This window comes from Variovorax endophyticus (genome assembly GCF_025376855.1).
In the GTDB taxonomy this organism is placed as follows: Bacteria; Pseudomonadota; Gammaproteobacteria; order Burkholderiales; family Burkholderiaceae_C; genus Variovorax.
On the sequence record NZ_JAHUTH010000038.1, the window covers coordinates 71621 to 85982 of the forward strand.

13 protein-coding genes are annotated in these 14362 nt (G+C 69.0%); 11 read left to right on the forward strand and 2 right to left on the reverse strand.

What is annotated here, in order from left to right; genetic code table 11:
• The first annotated feature begins 52 nt into the window (after positions 1 to 52).
• Positions 53 to 691 carry an ABC transporter ATP-binding protein gene (locus tag KV106_RS35090; RefSeq protein WP_261216350.1) on the forward strand — a complete coding sequence of 213 codons (639 nt, stop codon included), beginning with the start codon at positions 53 to 55 and terminating at the stop codon, positions 689 to 691.
• A 113-nt stretch (positions 692 to 804) separates the two neighbouring features.
• On the forward strand, positions 805 to 1071 hold the full coding sequence (locus KV106_RS35095; RefSeq protein WP_261216351.1) for a hypothetical protein: 267 nt from the start codon (positions 805 to 807) through the stop codon (positions 1069 to 1071).
• 34 nt (positions 1072 to 1105) lie between these two features.
• Here KV106_RS35095 and KV106_RS35100 read toward each other — a convergent pair whose 3' ends face one another.
• Entirely contained in the window at positions 1106 to 1492 is a 387-nt protein-coding gene (locus KV106_RS35100; protein ID WP_261216352.1) for an ester cyclase, read from the reverse strand.
• A 204-nt stretch (positions 1493 to 1696) separates the two neighbouring features.
• Here KV106_RS35100 and KV106_RS35105 point away from each other — a divergent pair, with 204 nt between their 5' ends.
• From KV106_RS35105 to KV106_RS35145, 9 genes are all read left to right on the forward strand, one after another.
• Positions 1697 to 2752, forward strand: coding sequence for a sugar ABC transporter substrate-binding protein (locus tag KV106_RS35105; protein WP_409976591.1), 1056 nt, complete (start codon positions 1697 to 1699; stop codon positions 2750 to 2752).
• 120 nt (positions 2753 to 2872) lie between these two features.
• Positions 2873 to 3886, forward strand: a complete 1014-nt coding sequence (locus tag KV106_RS35110) for an ABC transporter permease (RefSeq protein ID WP_261216353.1) — start codon at positions 2873 to 2875, stop codon at positions 3884 to 3886.
• Between the two features lie 2 nt (positions 3887 to 3888).
• On the forward strand, positions 3889 to 4686 hold the full coding sequence (locus KV106_RS35115; RefSeq protein WP_261216354.1) for an ATP-binding cassette domain-containing protein: 798 nt from the start codon (positions 3889 to 3891) through the stop codon (positions 4684 to 4686).
• Positions 4687 to 4785: 99 nt separating this feature from the next.
• Positions 4786 to 5775, forward strand: a complete 990-nt coding sequence (locus KV106_RS35120; RefSeq protein WP_261216364.1) for a LacI family DNA-binding transcriptional regulator — start codon at positions 4786 to 4788, stop codon at positions 5773 to 5775.
• Positions 5776 to 5815: 40 nt separating this feature from the next.
• The gene (gene xylB / locus KV106_RS35125) at positions 5816 to 7360 is read left to right on the forward strand and encodes a xylulokinase (protein ID WP_261216355.1); all 1545 of its coding nucleotides are present in this window, start codon (positions 5816 to 5818) and stop codon (positions 7358 to 7360) included.
• A complete protein-coding gene (locus KV106_RS35130) occupies positions 7357 to 8346 on the forward strand; it encodes an AraC family transcriptional regulator (RefSeq protein WP_261216356.1) in 990 nt (329 codons plus the stop codon). The genes xylB and KV106_RS35130 overlap by 4 nt, the downstream gene beginning before the upstream one ends.
• 20 nt (positions 8347 to 8366) lie before the next feature.
• Positions 8367 to 10955 carry an ATP-binding cassette domain-containing protein gene (locus KV106_RS35135; protein WP_261216357.1) on the forward strand — a complete coding sequence of 863 codons (2589 nt, stop codon included), beginning with the start codon at positions 8367 to 8369 and terminating at the stop codon, positions 10953 to 10955.
• Positions 10952 to 11974 (forward strand): ABC transporter permease, encoded by a 1023-nt coding sequence (locus KV106_RS35140; RefSeq protein WP_261216358.1) that lies wholly within the window; start codon positions 10952 to 10954, stop codon positions 11972 to 11974. Before KV106_RS35135 ends, KV106_RS35140 begins: the two co-directional genes overlap by 4 nt.
• Positions 11975 to 11984: 10 nt before the next feature.
• Entirely contained in the window at positions 11985 to 12998 is a 1014-nt protein-coding gene (locus KV106_RS35145; RefSeq protein WP_261216359.1) for a rhamnose ABC transporter substrate-binding protein, read from the forward strand.
• Between the two features lie 214 nt (positions 12999 to 13212).
• Here KV106_RS35145 and KV106_RS35150 read toward each other — a convergent pair.
• The coding region (locus tag KV106_RS35150; RefSeq protein ID WP_314733662.1) for a secretin N-terminal domain-containing protein at positions 13213 to 14362 on the reverse strand (1150 nt) is incomplete at its 5' end.

The following is a 14362-nucleotide window of genomic DNA, read 5'->3' on the forward strand; positions in this document are numbered from 1 at the left end:
AGCGTCGACCCGACGAGCGCGGCACGCGCCGGTTTTGCGTTAGGGTCGAGGCATGAACCCAGCGTCTGTCTCGCCCCTTCTCGTCGTCAGGAGCCTGAGCTTCGCCTACCCCGGGCGGCCCGCGCTCCTGTCCGCCTGGAACGCGAGCGTCGGCGCCGGGGTGACCCAGATCCACGGTGACGACGGCAGCGGAAAGTCGACGCTGCTCCGGCTGCTGGCGGGGAAGCTTCGCGGCGAAGGCCAGCTGGACCTCGCCGGAGCGCGCCTGGACGAAGACCGGGACGCCTATGCCAGGAACCTGTTCTTCGTCGACCCGGAGACCGACGCCTTCAATGAGATCCCGGCGACGCAGTGCACCGCATCGTTGAGTGCCGGCGACCCAGGCTTCGATGCATCGAAGTGGCAAGCGCTCGTGGAGGGCTTCTCCCTGACGCCGCACCTCGAGAAGCCGATGTACATGCTCTCCACCGGGTCGAAACGAAAAGTCTGGCTGGCGGCGGCACTGGCCTCGGGGCGTGCACTCATCTTGCTCGACGAACCCACCGCGGCGCTCGATGCCAACTCGATCCGCTGTCTGTGGCGCACCCTCTCCGAGAGCGCCGGCCGGTCCGACCGCGCGATCGTGATCGCAAGCGCCGAACGGATCGAGGCGGTGCCGCTCGCGGGACTGATCGAACTGCCCTCATCCTGAGGCCAGCTTTCGGTAGCCAGCGCGGCCCGAACACCGGCATCGCGGTTGACAACCCCACGTTTGGGGGATGCGACGAGAAACATGCGCCCCCGGGCTTTTGCGAAAATCCGCGCATGCTTCTTCCTCCTTCGAGCGGTACGGACCGCGCACAGGGCCTTGCGGCGCGGCTTGGCTGCACAGTGGCCGAGCACTGCGAACCCTATGGAAAATCCAAGCCCGCCGTGTTGGGCAGCCTCTCCGGGCTCGCGCTGACGCTCAAGGAATTCGGTGGGCGCTGGGACCGGGTCGAACGGGTCTACGTGTTCGCCAACTGGCCGATGCTCGAGGCGGCGCTCGAGTACTGCGTGAGAAACAAGGACGAAGCACGCGCGCCGGTGTGAACGAAGGGGCCGCGCCAGAGGCCCGCGCACCCGGTCAGAGCTGTCCCTCGATCGATGCCTTGTCGATCACCGACCACACCTCGCGGATCCGCTGGTCGGCGACCTCATAGAAGACGTTCTCGGCGAACGCGATGCGCCGGCCATTCACCGGCAGTCCCATGAACAGGCCCTTGGGCGTGCATTCGAACGCGAGCCGGCTCGCGATGCGGGGCGGCTCGCTCACGAGCAAGTCGATGAGGAAGCGCAGGTCGGGGATCTGCGCGAAATCGGTCTCGAGCATCTCCCTGTAGCCGGCGAGCCCGAGCCGGACGCCGTTGCGCCGGACGTCGTCGTGCACGAAGTCGCCCAGGCGCGCCCAGTCCTGGGCGTTGAGGCAGTCGATGTAGTGGCGGTAGAGGGTGGCGAGGTCGGAGGCGGTCATGAACGCAGCATAGGAGCCGGCATGCGCCGCGTCTCGCGCCTGGCGGCGAATCGGCGCATTTGCCAGCAGCGCGCCGGCCGAACTCCCCGGGCCTTCAAAGTGTGACGCAGTTCTCATTCCGTGCCGGTCAGCCCGCGATGGTCTGGTTTTCCCTAGGAATCTGGCAATGTTAAGCGCTTGCGCAAGCGCTTACGTCGTTGAAAAATGCCTCCAACGGCGGTGAATGCCGTTTTCAAGGAGGCAAGAGTGCTAATAAAGATTCGCCACGCCGCGGCGTGCATCGCCGTCGTGTTCGCCCACGCGGCGATACCCGGCGCCTTCGCTGCCCAGCCCGTCATCGGCCTGGTCACGAAAGCCGACACCAACCCCTACTTCGTGAAGATGAAGGAAGGCGCCAAACAGGCCGCGGACGCCGGTGGCGCGAAGCTGCTCACGGGTGCCGGCAAGTTCGACAACGACAACGCCGGTCAGGTCACGGCCATCGAGAACATGCTCGCGGCGGGTGCCACGACGCTGCTCATCACCCCGAGCGACTCGAAGGCGATCGTGCCGACGATCAAGCGGGCGCAGGCCAAGGGCGTGATGGTCATCGCGCTCGACAGCCCGACCGATCCCATCGAGGCCAGCGACGCGCTCTTCGCGACCAACAACTACACGGCCGGCGAGTTGATCGGCCGGTATGCGAAGGCGGCACTCGGCGGGAAGCCCGCGAAGATCGCGACCATCGACCTGTTCCCCGGGCACCCGGTGGGCGCGCAGCGGCACAACGGCTTCCTCGCGGGCTTCGGCCTGCCCGGCGTGGCCGATGCCAGGAGCAACCAGCTGTCGACCGCGCCCGAGGTGGTCTGCATGGCCGACAGCTACGGCGACCAGCCGCGCGGGCAGACCGCGATGGAGAACTGCCTGCAGAAGTCGCCCGACATCAACCTCGTCTACGCGATCAACGAACCCGCCGCCGCCGGCGCGTACCAGGCGCTGAAGAAGGCGGGCAAGGAGAAGGGTGTCGTCATCGTCGCGGTCGACGGCGGATGTACCGGCGTGAAGAACCTCAAGGCCGGCATGATCGACGCGACCTCGCAGCAGTATCCGCTGCGCATGGCGAGCCTCGGCGTCGAGGCCGGCATCGCCTTCGCGAAGACCGGCAAGAAGGCCAGCGGCTACACCGACACGGGCGTCACGCTGATCACCGACAAGCCCATGCCCGGCATCGACAGCAAGGACAGCGCCGTCGGCCTCGGGCTGTGCTGGGGCGCCAAGTAGGCGCACGCGCGAGCACCCGGCCACCGTTCACCCGTTTCTTCCTCCAGCCGCCATGGCTCGCATGGCGGTCGGGCGCAGCCATGCCGCACGCAGGGCACCACCGCCAACCACGAGGCCGCCATGAGCCATGCATCCCCCACTTCATCGTCGCTCGGCCGAACGGCCGGCCCGTCGCCGGGCCCGAGCCTGCGGCATCGCCTGCCCCGGCTGTCCTCGCTCGGACCGGTCATCGCGCTGCTGCTGGCCTGCACCTTCTTCTCGTTCCAGAGCGATCGCTTCCTGAGCGTCGAGAACTTCTCGCTGGTGCTGCAGCAGGTGATGGTGGTCGGCACCATCGCCATCGGCCAGACCCTGGTGATCCTCACGGCCGGCATCGATCTCTCGTGCGGCATGGTGATGGCGCTCGGCGGCATCGTCATGACGAAGCTCGCGACGGCCGCCGGCCTCGATCCCTATCTCGCGATCGCCTGCGGCATGCTGGTGTGCGTGGCCTTCGGCCTGCTCAACGGCCTGCTCGTGACGCGGGTACGGCTGCCGGCCTTCATCGTCACGCTCGGCACGATGAACATCGCGTTCGCGATCACGCAGCTCTACTCCAATGCGCAGACCGTGACCGATCTTCCGTCGCCGTTGACCTGGTTCGGCGGCACGGTGTCGATGGGCGGCGTGGAGATCAACTACGGCACCGTGCTCATGCTCGGCCTCTATGCGCTGATGTGGTGGGTGCTGCGCGACACACGGCCCGGCCGTCATGTCTATGCGGTGGGCAACAACCCCGAGGCCACGCGCCTGACCGGTATCTCCACCGATCGCGTGCTGCTCGGCGTCTACATGGTCGCCGGCCTGTTCTACGGCATCGCGGCCCTGCTGTCCGTGGCGCGCACCAGCGTGGGCGACCCCAACGCGGGGCAGACGGAGAACCTCGACGCCATCACGGCCGTGGTGCTCGGCGGCACCAGCCTGTTCGGCGGGCGCGGCCTCCTCCTGGGCACGCTGCTCGGCGCGCTGATCGTGGGCGTGTTCCGCAACGGGCTCACGCTGATGGGCGTGTCCTCGGTCTACCAGGTGCTGATCACCGGCGTGCTGGTGATCCTCGCGGTGGCCACCGACGAACTCTCGCGTAAGAAGGGATGAACATGAACGCCAGAACACCTCCCCCGCTCGTGATGCAGGCGCGCGGCCTGGTCAAGCGCTACGGCCAGGTCACGGCGCTGGACGGCGCCGACTTCGACCTGCGCGCCGGAGAGATCCTCGCGGTGATCGGCGACAACGGCGCGGGCAAGTCCTCGCTGATCAAGGCGCTGTCGGGCGCGACCATTCCGGACGAGGGCGAGATCCTGCTCGACGGCCGGCCCGTGCAGTTCAAGTCGCCGATGGATGCGCGCCGCAAGGGCATTGAGACGGTGTACCAGGACCTCGCCGTGGCGCCCGCCATGACGATCGCCGAGAACCTGTTCCTCGGCCGCGAGCTGCTGCGCGACAGCCTGCTGGGCCGGCTGTTCCGCATCATCGACAAGAAGCGCATGCTGGCCGAAGCCGAGGCGCACATGAAGCTGCTGCAGATCGGCATCCGCTCGATGGTGCAGGCGGTGGAGACGCTCTCGGGCGGCCAGCGCCAGGGCGTGGCGGTCGCGCGCAGCGCCGCCTTCGCGCGGCACGTGGTGATCCTCGACGAGCCCACGGCCGCGCTCGGCGTGAAGGAGGGCAACATGGTGCTCGAGCTGATCCGGCGCGTGCGCGACAAGGGGCTGCCGGTCATCCTGATCAGCCACAACATGCCTCACGTGTTCGAGATCGCCGACCGCATCCACATCGCGCGGCTCGGCCGCCGCGCCGCGGTGGTCAACCCCAACGCGATCGGCATGAGCGACGTGGTCGCGGTCATGACCGGTGCGAAGCGGCCCGAGGACCTCCCCGCGGAGGCACTGGCTTGAGCAAGATGCATCCAGGGAGCTCCCCGTTCGAGGGAATAATCGTGTCCGCCCGGCTTTTGGCGCCGGGCGATCAACAGGAGCAGCTTCCCCTTGCCAACCATGAACGACGTCGCGCTCGCGGCGAAGGTCTCCACAGCCACCGTGTCGCATGTGCTGAACGGCACCCGCGTGGTCCATCCGGACACGGTGCGCGCCGTCGAGGCGGCGATCGCCCAGGTCGGCTACACGCCGAACATCCTCGCGCGCTCGCTGGCGCGCTCGGCCTCGAGCACGATCGGCGTCGCGATCGCGGCGGTGTCGAACCATTACTTCTCGGGCACGGTGCATGCGATCGAAGCCGAGTGCAGCCGACTCGGGCTGGCGATGCTGTTCGTCGACACGCACGACGATCCGGCCCAGGAGCTGCGCGCCATCAAGACGCTGCACCAGCGCCGCGTGGACGGCATCCTGTTCGCCCCGGCCGCCGATCCCGAGCGGCGGGCGCTGAAGTACCTGCAGGAAGCCAACGTGCCCACGGTGCTGGTCGACCGGCTCATGTCGACGGACTTCGACCAGGTCGGCGTGGAGAACGTGGCATCGACCGCGCAGATGGTCGCGCACCTGGTCGGGCATGGCCACCGACGCATCGGCTTCGTCTCGGGGGCGCCGGAGCTCTCGACCTCCATGGAACGCCTGCAGGGCTACCGCGACGCGCTGGCGCAGGCCGGGCTGCCATGGGATGCATCGCTGGTGCGCGAGGGGCAGTCGACGATCGGGCCGGCGCGCGAAGCGGTGAAGGCGCTGCTGGCGCTGCCCGAGCCGCCGACGGCCATCGTCTCGGCCAACAACCTGATGACCATCGGCGTGGTCAGCGCGATCCGCGAGGCGGGCCTGGACATCCCCGATGCCGTGGCCGTGGTGGGCTTCGACGATTTCGACTGGGCCGAGTACTTCGAGCCGCGCCTCACGGTCATGGCGCAGCCGGTGCAGGACATCGGCCTGCGCGCGATGAAGCTGCTCAACAAGCGCATCAAGACGCCCGACGGTCCACGGCAGACCGTTCGCCTGGCGCCGACCTTCATGGTGCGCCGTTCCTGTGGCTGTGCCTAGCCGACGCTGACCGGCGCGCCATGCGGGGAGTGATCCCCGCATGAGCACGAACGTTTCGCTGGGGATCGATCTCGGCACCTCCGCGGTGAAGGTGCTGCTGCTGGACGAGGACGGCACGGTGCTCGGCCATGTCGACAAGCGCCTGCCGATCTCCCGTCCGCAGCCCGACTGGTCGGAGCAGCATCCCCGCCAGTGGTGGGCCGCCGTGCGCGAGGCGCTGGCCGACCTGCGCAACGCCTGTCCGCGGGCGTGGCCGCGCATCGCCTGCATCGGCCTCACGGGCCAGATGCACGGCGCGGTCGTGCTGGACCGCGACGACCAGCCGATCCGCCCGGCGATGCTGCACAACGACGGGCGCGCGGTGAAGGAAAGCCGGGAGATCGAAGCCGCGGTGCCGCAGGTGGCGGCGATCGCCGGCAGCCGGCCGATGGCCGGCCTCACCGCGCCCAAGCTGCGCTGGATGGCGCGGCACGAGCCCGAGCGCTTCGCCGCCATCGACTGCGTGCTGTCGCCCAAGGACTACCTGCGGCTGCGCCTGACCGGCGAACGCGCCACCGACGTCTCGGATGCGGCGGGCACGCTGTGGTTCGACGTGAAGCGGCGCTGCTGGAGCGAACCGCTGGTCGCGGCCAGCGGCCTCGCGCTCTCGCAACTGCCGCGCGTGCGCGAGTCCATCGAGCCGGGCGCGACGCTGCTGCCGCAGGTCGCGGCCGAGCTCGGCCTGGCGGCCGGCGTCGTGGTGGCTGCCGGCGGCGGCGACACGCCGGTGTCGGGCCTGGGCATCGGCTCGATCGAACTGGGCGAGGCCTTCGTCAACCTGAGCACCAGTGCATCGATCGTGGCCGTGACGGGCCACGCCGCCATCGACGAGGCAGCGTCGATCCACGCCTGGTGCCATGCGCTGCCCGGGCGCTGGTACCAGATGGGCGCGATGCTCTCGGGCGCGAGCTGCCTGCGCTGGATCAGCCGCATCGTCGGCGAGCCCGACGAAGACGCGTTGCTGCGCGTGATCGAAGGCAACATGGCACGAGGGGGCCATCCCGCGCAGGCTTTGCATCCGGCACAGGCGCCCCTCTTCCTGCCCTATCTGTCGGGCGAGCGCACGCCGCACAACGACGTGGACGCGCGCGGCGTCTTCTTCGGCCTGTCGCACGATACGAACGCCGCGCTGCTCGGGCACTCGGTGCTCGAAGGCGTGTGCTTCGGCCTGCGCGATGCCATGGCCGCGATCGAGTCGACCGGCACGCGCATCGCCTCCCTGGCCGTCGTCGGCGGGGGCGCCCGCAGTATCTACTGGACCGAGATGCTCGCCAGCGTGCTGGGCAAGCCGGTGCACCGGCTCGCGGGCGGCGAACTCGGCGCCGCGCTGGGCGCCGCGCGGCTGGGCTGGCTCGCGCTCGGCCACGACCCACGGGCCGTGTGCAGGCCCGCGCGCGTGGTGTCGCGCCACCAGCCCGACGAAGCGCTGGCCTCGATGTTCGACACCCGCTACCGGAGTTTCCGCGACATGTACCGCGCCCTGGCCCCCCTGTTCGGCGCGCGGGCGCAGGCGCTTTCTCCCCGCTTCATGGAGTCCGTGCAATGAGCATCGCCACCGCCTTCGCCCCCGTCGCCCGCGCCACGTACGCGCCGGCAGGTGCACCGCATCCGCGCGAGCCGCACGAGGCCACCTTCGAACACGCACTGCTGCGCGACCCGGCGCTGGGCTTCGAGACCGCGCCATCCAGCGGCATCGGCTGCCTCGTGCACGGCGCGCCGTCGCGGCTGGACCGTTGGCACTACCACGACGAATACGAGCTGCACCTGGTCGTCAAGACCCGGGGCAAGGCCTACATCGGCGACGAGATCGTCGATTTCGCGCCGGGCTTCCTCGCGCTGATCGGTCCCTCGGTGCCGCACCATTTCGTCTCCCACGACGTACCGGCGGGCGGCGTGGCCGTGCGAAGCCTGGCGATCCAGTTCGGCGACGATGCCTTGCGGCAGGCGGCGGGCCTGTTCCCCGATCTGGGCGAGGCCTTGCGCCTGCTGGAGCGGGCACGCCACGGGATCGAGTTCGCGGGCATGGGAGAAGAGATCCGCGAACACTTCCACCGCATCCGGGCCTATCGCGGCCTGGCGCGCTTCGCGGAACTGGTGGCACTGCTGAGCTACCTCGCGACCTGGCCCGAGAGCCATCCACTGTCGATGGACCGCGCGCTCCCGCGGCCATCGCAAGAAGTCACCGAACGGCTGTCGAGCCGGATCGACAAGGCGGTCGGCCACATCTGCGAGCACTACATGGACGACCTCTCGCTCACAGGCATGGGGGAGCTCGCGGGCATGGGTGCGCAGTCCTTCTCGCGCTCCTTTCACCGGGTGATGGGCTGCACCTTCGTCGAGTTCGTGACGCGCACGCGCATCACCAAGGCGTGTCACCTGCTTCGCCACACCGACCAGCAGATCTCGGCCATCTGCTACCAGGTCGGGTTCAACAACATCTCGAACTTCAACCGCCACTTTCGCCGGCTTCGCGGGATGACCCCGGCGGCGTACCGCAGCGACAAGGCATTCCTCCAATCGGCCGGCGCATAGCCGCAACCAGCGAGCACTCCATGCAAGATCTTTCGTCTCCCTTCACGGGGAGCCCCCGCGGCGTGGCCGGACTGCGCGGCGTCACCAAGCAGTTCGGCGGCACGGTCGCGCTGAGCGATGCATCCTTCGACCTGATGCCCGGCGAGGTGCTGGCCCTGCTGGGCGAGAACGGCGCGGGCAAGAGCACCTGCGTGAAGCTGCTCGCCGGCGTGCACCAGCCCACGCGCGGCGAGGTGCACGTCGGCGGCGAGCCGGTCACGCTGCGCTCGCCGCTCGATGCCCAGCGCATGGGCATCGCCGTGATGCACCAGCACCCGGGACTGTTCGCCGATCTCTCGGTGGCCGAGAACCTGTTCATGGGGCGGCAGCTCAAGAGCCCGCTCGGCGCGCTCGACCATCGCCGCATGCATGCCGAGGCCGAGCGCCTGCTCGAGACCGTGGGCCTGTCGTGCGCGCCGCGCACGCCGCTCGGCCGGTTGCGCAGCTCGGAGCAGCAACTGGTGGAAGTGGCGCGCGCGCTGTCGGTGCAGGCTCGCGTCCTGATCATGGACGAGCCCACCGCCGCGCTGACCACGCGCGAGGTCGACCGGCTGTTCGAGGTTGTGGCCCAGCTGCGCACCCGCGGCGTGGCGATGATGTTCGTGGGCCACCGCATGGAGGAGATCTACAGCGTGTCGGACCGCGTGGCGGTGCTGCGCGACGGCCGCATCGTCGAGGTCGCGCCGGTGGCCGACATGCCGCACGACCGCGCGGTGCGGCTGATGATCGGGCGTCCACTGGCGGACCTGTATCCGGCGCTCGCGCCGCCGGCTGGCCCGGTCGTGCTCGAGGTGGAGCAACTCGGGCGCGACGGTGCGTTCGAGGACGTGTCGTTCGACCTCCAGGCCGGCGAGATCCTCGGCATCGGCGGGCTGGTCGGCAGCGGCCGCACCGAGATCGCCCGCGTGCTCTTCGGCATCGACCGGCCCACCAGCGGGCACATCGTGCTGGCCGGCGAGCGCCGCGTCTTCGCCTCGGCCGCCGAGGCGATGGAGGCGGGCATCGCCTACGTGTCGGAGGACCGCCTGGGCCAGAGCCTGGTCATGGACTTCGGCATCCTCACCAACGCCACCCTGGCGGTGCTCGACCAGGTCAAGCGCGCGGGCCTGGTGAACCGCGAGGCCGAGCTGCGCGCGGTCACGCCGCACCTGGACCGCCTGCGGCTTCGCTACCGCAGCTACGACCAGCCCATCAGCGACCTCTCGGGCGGCAACCAGCAGAAGGTGGTGCTGAGCAAGTGGCTGGCGACCGGCCCGAAGGTGCTGATCCTCGACGAGCCCACGCAAGGCGTCGACGTGCAGACCAAGGCCGAGGTGCACGCCATGATGGCGGACCTGGCGCGCGGCGGCATGGCGATCGTGATGATCTCGTCGGAGCTGCCCGAGCTGCTGGGCATGAGCCATCGCGTGCTGGTGATGCGCGAGGGGCGCATGTCGGGCAGCTTCGACCGTTCCGAGGCCACGCAGGAGTCGGTGATCTATGCGGCCACCGATGCGGGGCGGGCGAGCGCGGCCGCATCGGCGGCGCCGCGCGTCGACGTGGCGATGCCGACCCCCGTGGCCACCGCCGGACGAAACACCGCCGCGCGGCGGCTGTCCGCCGCACTCCCGCGGCGCGAACTGGGCCTGCTCGTGGTCATCGCGGCCGTGGTGCTGGGCGTCTCGCTGCTGAACCCGCGCATGCTGAGCGCCAGCAACCTGAGCGCGCTGGCGATGGATGCGGGGCTGCTGCTGATCGTCGCGCTGGCGCAGATGCTGGTGCTGCTGACCCGCAACATCGACCTGTCCGTCGCCTCGGTGATCGGGTTGTCGGCCTATGTGGCCGCGGCATTGATGCGGGCGCATCCCGAGCTCGGCACGGCCGCTGCCATCGGCGCGGCCGTGGGCGTGGGCCTGGCCTGCGGGCTGGTCAACGGCGCCATCGTCACCTATGGCGGCGTGCCGGCCATCGTCGTGACCCTGGGCACGCTCGCGATGTACCGCGGGCTCGACAGCATGCTCGCGAGCGGCAGCCAGGTCAGCGCCGACCAGGTGCCGGCGTCGTGGCTCGAGGTGTCGAGCCGCGCGGTGATGGGCCTGCCGGCCACGGCCTGGTTCGCGCTTGCCGCGGCGCTGGCCGTGGGGCTCGGCCTGCGCTATGCGACCGTGGGCCGCGACGTCTATGCGATCGGCTCCAACCCCGATGGCGCGCGGCTGATTGGCATCCCGATCGGGCGCCGCGTGCTCGCCGTGTTCTGCATCGCCGGCATGCTGGCCGGCTTCACCGGCGCGATGTGGGCGTCGCGCTACGCGACCATCGATTCGCGCACCGCCTTCGGCTTCGAGCTCACCGTGATCGCCGCCGTGGTGGTCGGCGGTGTCGCCATCCGCGGCGGCTCGGGCACCGTGCTCGGCGTGGTGCTGGGGGTGGTGGCGCTGCTGCTGATCCGCAACGGGCTGGTGCTGCTGCGCATCGATCCCTTGTGGCTGCAGGCCGTCTACGGCCTCGCGATCCTCGCCGCCATCACGATCGACGCGGTCGTGACGCGGCGCGCCAACCAACCCCGGCGCGTGACCAGGAGCCTCGCATGAACCGCTTCGTTCGATGGCTGGGCCGCGCGGCCGGCTGGGAAGGTTTTCTCGCGCTGCTGGTGCTGTTGGTGGCGGCCTACGGGTGGGCCCGCGTGCCGGGCTTCGCCACCTCGTTCAACCTGTCGCAGATCGCGGCGGGCGTCTCCGAGAAGGCGCTGCTGGTGCTGCCGATGGTGCTGTTGATCATCGCGCGCGAGATCGACCTTTCGGTCGCCAGCATCCTCGGCCTGTGCAGCGTGGTGCTGGGGCTGCTGCTGCGCGCCGAGGTGCCGCTGGCCGCCGCCGTGGCCGCCACCTTCGCGGTGGGCGCGGCCGCCGGCGCGATGAACGGGCTGCTCGTCACGCGGCTGCTGCTGCCTTCGCTGGTGGTCACGCTGGGCACGATGGCGTTGTTCCGGGGGCTGAGCTACATCCTGCTGGGCACCGACTCGGTCAGCGAGCTGCCGGCCCTGCTGACCGACTTCGGGGTCGACAACGTGCCGGGAACGGCCGTGCCCTGGATCTTCGTACCCTTCCTGCTGCTGGCGCCCGTCTTCGCCGTGTTCCTGCACCGTACCGCGACCGGCCGTCGCATCTATGCCATCGGCGGCAATCCCGACGTGGCGCTCTACACGGGCATTCGCGTGGCGCGGCTGCGCATGGGCATGTTCGTGGCGAGCGGGCTGGTCTGCGCGCTGGCCAGCGTGGTGCTCACCGCGCGGCTGTCGAGCGCGCGCGCCAGCAACGGGCTGGGCTTCGAGCTCGACGTCATCACCATCGCGCTGCTCGGCGGCATCAGCGTGTTCGGCGGGCGCGGTCGCATGGGTGGCGTCTTCTGGGCGCTGGCGCTGGTGGCGCTGATCCGCAACCTGCTCGCGCTGAACCAGACCGGCGGCGATGCACAGGGCCTGGCTATCGGCTTCCTGCTGATCTTTTCGCTGTTGCTGAGCAACGGCATTCGCAGGCTGGCGAACACCGCGTCCGCGCGGCGGCTCGTCCAGCGCTTTTCCAACCGCCGGATCGAAGGACCGGTTCCCTGAGGAGACAACCATGACATCGAACAAGACCCTCGCTGCCTGCCTGATCGCCTGTGGCTGCATCGCCGCGGCCCTGCCGGCCTCGGCCGCCGACCCCGCGTGCCTGAAGGCGCCGGGCACCATCGGCTTCCTGCCGAAGATGGACACCGATCCCTACTTCCACGTGGCGCGCCAGGGTGCGCTCGACGCGCAGAAGGAGATCGGCGGCAAGCTGATACAGCAGGCGCCCTCGACCGCCACGGCCGATGCGCAGATCGAGTTCGTCAATGCGCTGGTGGCGCAGAAGGTCGACGTGCTCGTGGTCTCCAGCACCGACGCGAACGCGCTGGCGCCGGCGCTGCGGCGCGCGCGCGCCCAGGGCGTGCGCGTCATGACCTACGACTCCGATGCGACCAGGGAGGCACGCACCCTGTTCATCAACCAGGCGCGTTCCGACAGCCTGGCGCTGCAGATGCTCGACAGCATGGGCGCGCTGATCGGCTACAGCGGCGAGTTCGCGATCCTGTCGAGCACGCCCACCGCGACCAACCAGAACACCTGGATCTCCGTGATGAAGGCACAGCTCGCGAACAACCCCAAGTTCGCGCAGATGAAGCTGGTGCAGGTGGCTTATGGCGAGGAGAGCGAGCAGATCAACCAGCAGCAGGCCCTTGCACTGGCCGAGGCCTTCCCGAACATCAAGGGCATCCTGGTGCCGGCGGGCATCGGCCTGCCCGCGGCGGCGCGCGCGCTCGAGCAATCGGGCGGCATCCAGAAGATCAAGCTCACGGGCGTCGCACCGGCCACCTTCATGAAGAAGTACATCGAGGCGGGCAACGCGCAGGACATCTGGTGGAACGTGAGCGACCTCGGCTACCTCGCCTACCACGCGGCGCAGCAACTGGCCCAGTGCAAGATCACCGGCAAGAAGGGCGAGAGCTTCACGGCGGGCCGCCTGGGCAGCTACACCATCCTCGACAACGGCGAGATCGTGCTGGGAGAGGCGGAGATCGTGACGCCGAAGAACTTGCAGAAGTTCAAATTCTGAGTCCGTGAGGCCGCGCTGCGACCGTGGCCTGCAGAGAAGGCGGGAACGGGCGAGGGCCCCGCCGCCCGCCTGGAAATTCAGTGATGCTCGAGTTTCTGCAACTCGATATCGGTGGTCGCACTTTCCTGGTGGCCTTCCGAAACTCGAGCTTCAACTCACGAGGGCACCGCCGCTTGATTCCCCGGTTGCCGACGCGCCGATCGACATGCCTGGATCAGGGCAACTCTCGTTGTGTGGCCGGGTCAGCGGTAGGGCGCAGACCACCGCGCGGGAAGCCCGGCTCAAGCTTGCGATCCTCGAGCGGTAGCGGCTGCGGGACCATCGAGGTGTCCTGCGCGCGCAGCGCGCCTGGGGTCGGACGGCTGGAACGTGGCAGCGGAGACGGGGGCAGAACCGGCGCGACATCCACGTTGCTCAGCATCACGTTGGTGGCGTTTGGTTGAATTTTCTGCTGCATACCGCGGATTTGGTCGTAGCGGTCGAAGGCGAAAGCCTCGGTGGCGCTCGCGTCGCGCATCACGGCTGGGCGCAGGAACATCATCAGGTTTTTCTTGTCGCGTGAGCGGAACTCGCTTTTAAACAGGTTGCCCACAATGGGAAGGTCGCCGGCCACCGGAACCTTTTTGATGGTGTTGTAGTAGGTGTCCGAGAGTAGACCGCCGAGCACGACCAAGCCGCCGTCCTCGACCAGCACGCTGGATTCCAGCGAGCGCTTGTCAGTGGTGGGACCGTTCGCGTCCTTCAGCGTGGTGTCGACCACGTTCGATGTCTCCTGGAAGATGCTCATTCGAACGGTGCCATTCTCGTTGATGGTCGGGCGCACGCGCAGCGTGAGGCCGACGTCCTTGCGCTCGACGGTACTGAAGGGGTTGAGGCCCCCCGTGGTGGGGTTCGAGTAGGACCCGGTCGGGAAGGGCACGTTCTGGCCGATCACGATCTTGGCCTCCTCGTTGTCCAGCGTCAGCAGGTTCGGGGTCGACAGCACGTTGGCATCGTCGTCGCTGCTGAAGAAGTTGGCGATCGCGCCGAGGATGTACTGGCCGTTGATCTTGCCGGCGATGCCGAGATTCAGCCCCTGGGGCAGCGAGATACTGGGGTTGCGCGTGGCCAGCGCCTGCGTCAGCGCCAGGATGTTGGTCCCGGTCAGGCTCGAGTTGGTGCCGATCACCGCGTTGTTGCCCAGCGCGCTTTGCCACTGCACGCCGAACTGCGCGGCCTTGGTTGCGTTCACCTCCACGATCAGCGCCTCGATCATGACCTGCGCGCGGCGGCCGTCGAGCTTGTCGATCACCGCGCGCATCTGGCGGTACTGTGGCTCGGGCGCGGTGATGATCAGCGAGTTGGTCGACGGGTCGGCCTGGATC

What these genes read in the sequence shown, in the direction of transcription:
- KV106_RS35090 (WP_261216350.1), top strand. Translation starts at nt 53, where the DNA reads ATGAACCCAGCGTCTGTCTCGCCCCTTCTCGTCGTCAGGAGCCTGAGC.
- KV106_RS35095 (WP_261216351.1), top strand. Translation starts at nt 805, where the DNA reads ATGCTTCTTCCTCCTTCGAGCGGTACGGACCGCGCACAGGGCCTTGCG.
- KV106_RS35100 (WP_261216352.1), bottom strand. Translation starts at nt 1,492, where the DNA reads ATGACCGCCTCCGACCTCGCCACCCTCTACCGCCACTACATCGACTGC.
- KV106_RS35105 (WP_409976591.1), top strand. Translation starts at nt 1,697, where the DNA reads ATGCCTCCAACGGCGGTGAATGCCGTTTTCAAGGAGGCAAGAGTGCTA.
- KV106_RS35110 (WP_261216353.1), top strand. Translation starts at nt 2,873, where the DNA reads ATGAGCCATGCATCCCCCACTTCATCGTCGCTCGGCCGAACGGCCGGC.
- KV106_RS35115 (WP_261216354.1), top strand. Translation starts at nt 3,889, where the DNA reads ATGAACGCCAGAACACCTCCCCCGCTCGTGATGCAGGCGCGCGGCCTG.
- KV106_RS35120 (WP_261216364.1), top strand. Translation starts at nt 4,786, where the DNA reads ATGAACGACGTCGCGCTCGCGGCGAAGGTCTCCACAGCCACCGTGTCG.
- xylB (WP_261216355.1), top strand. Translation starts at nt 5,816, where the DNA reads ATGAGCACGAACGTTTCGCTGGGGATCGATCTCGGCACCTCCGCGGTG.
- KV106_RS35130 (WP_261216356.1), top strand. Translation starts at nt 7,357, where the DNA reads ATGAGCATCGCCACCGCCTTCGCCCCCGTCGCCCGCGCCACGTACGCG.
- KV106_RS35135 (WP_261216357.1), top strand. Translation starts at nt 8,367, where the DNA reads ATGCAAGATCTTTCGTCTCCCTTCACGGGGAGCCCCCGCGGCGTGGCC.
- KV106_RS35140 (WP_261216358.1), top strand. Translation starts at nt 10,952, where the DNA reads ATGAACCGCTTCGTTCGATGGCTGGGCCGCGCGGCCGGCTGGGAAGGT.
- KV106_RS35145 (WP_261216359.1), top strand. Translation starts at nt 11,985, where the DNA reads ATGACATCGAACAAGACCCTCGCTGCCTGCCTGATCGCCTGTGGCTGC.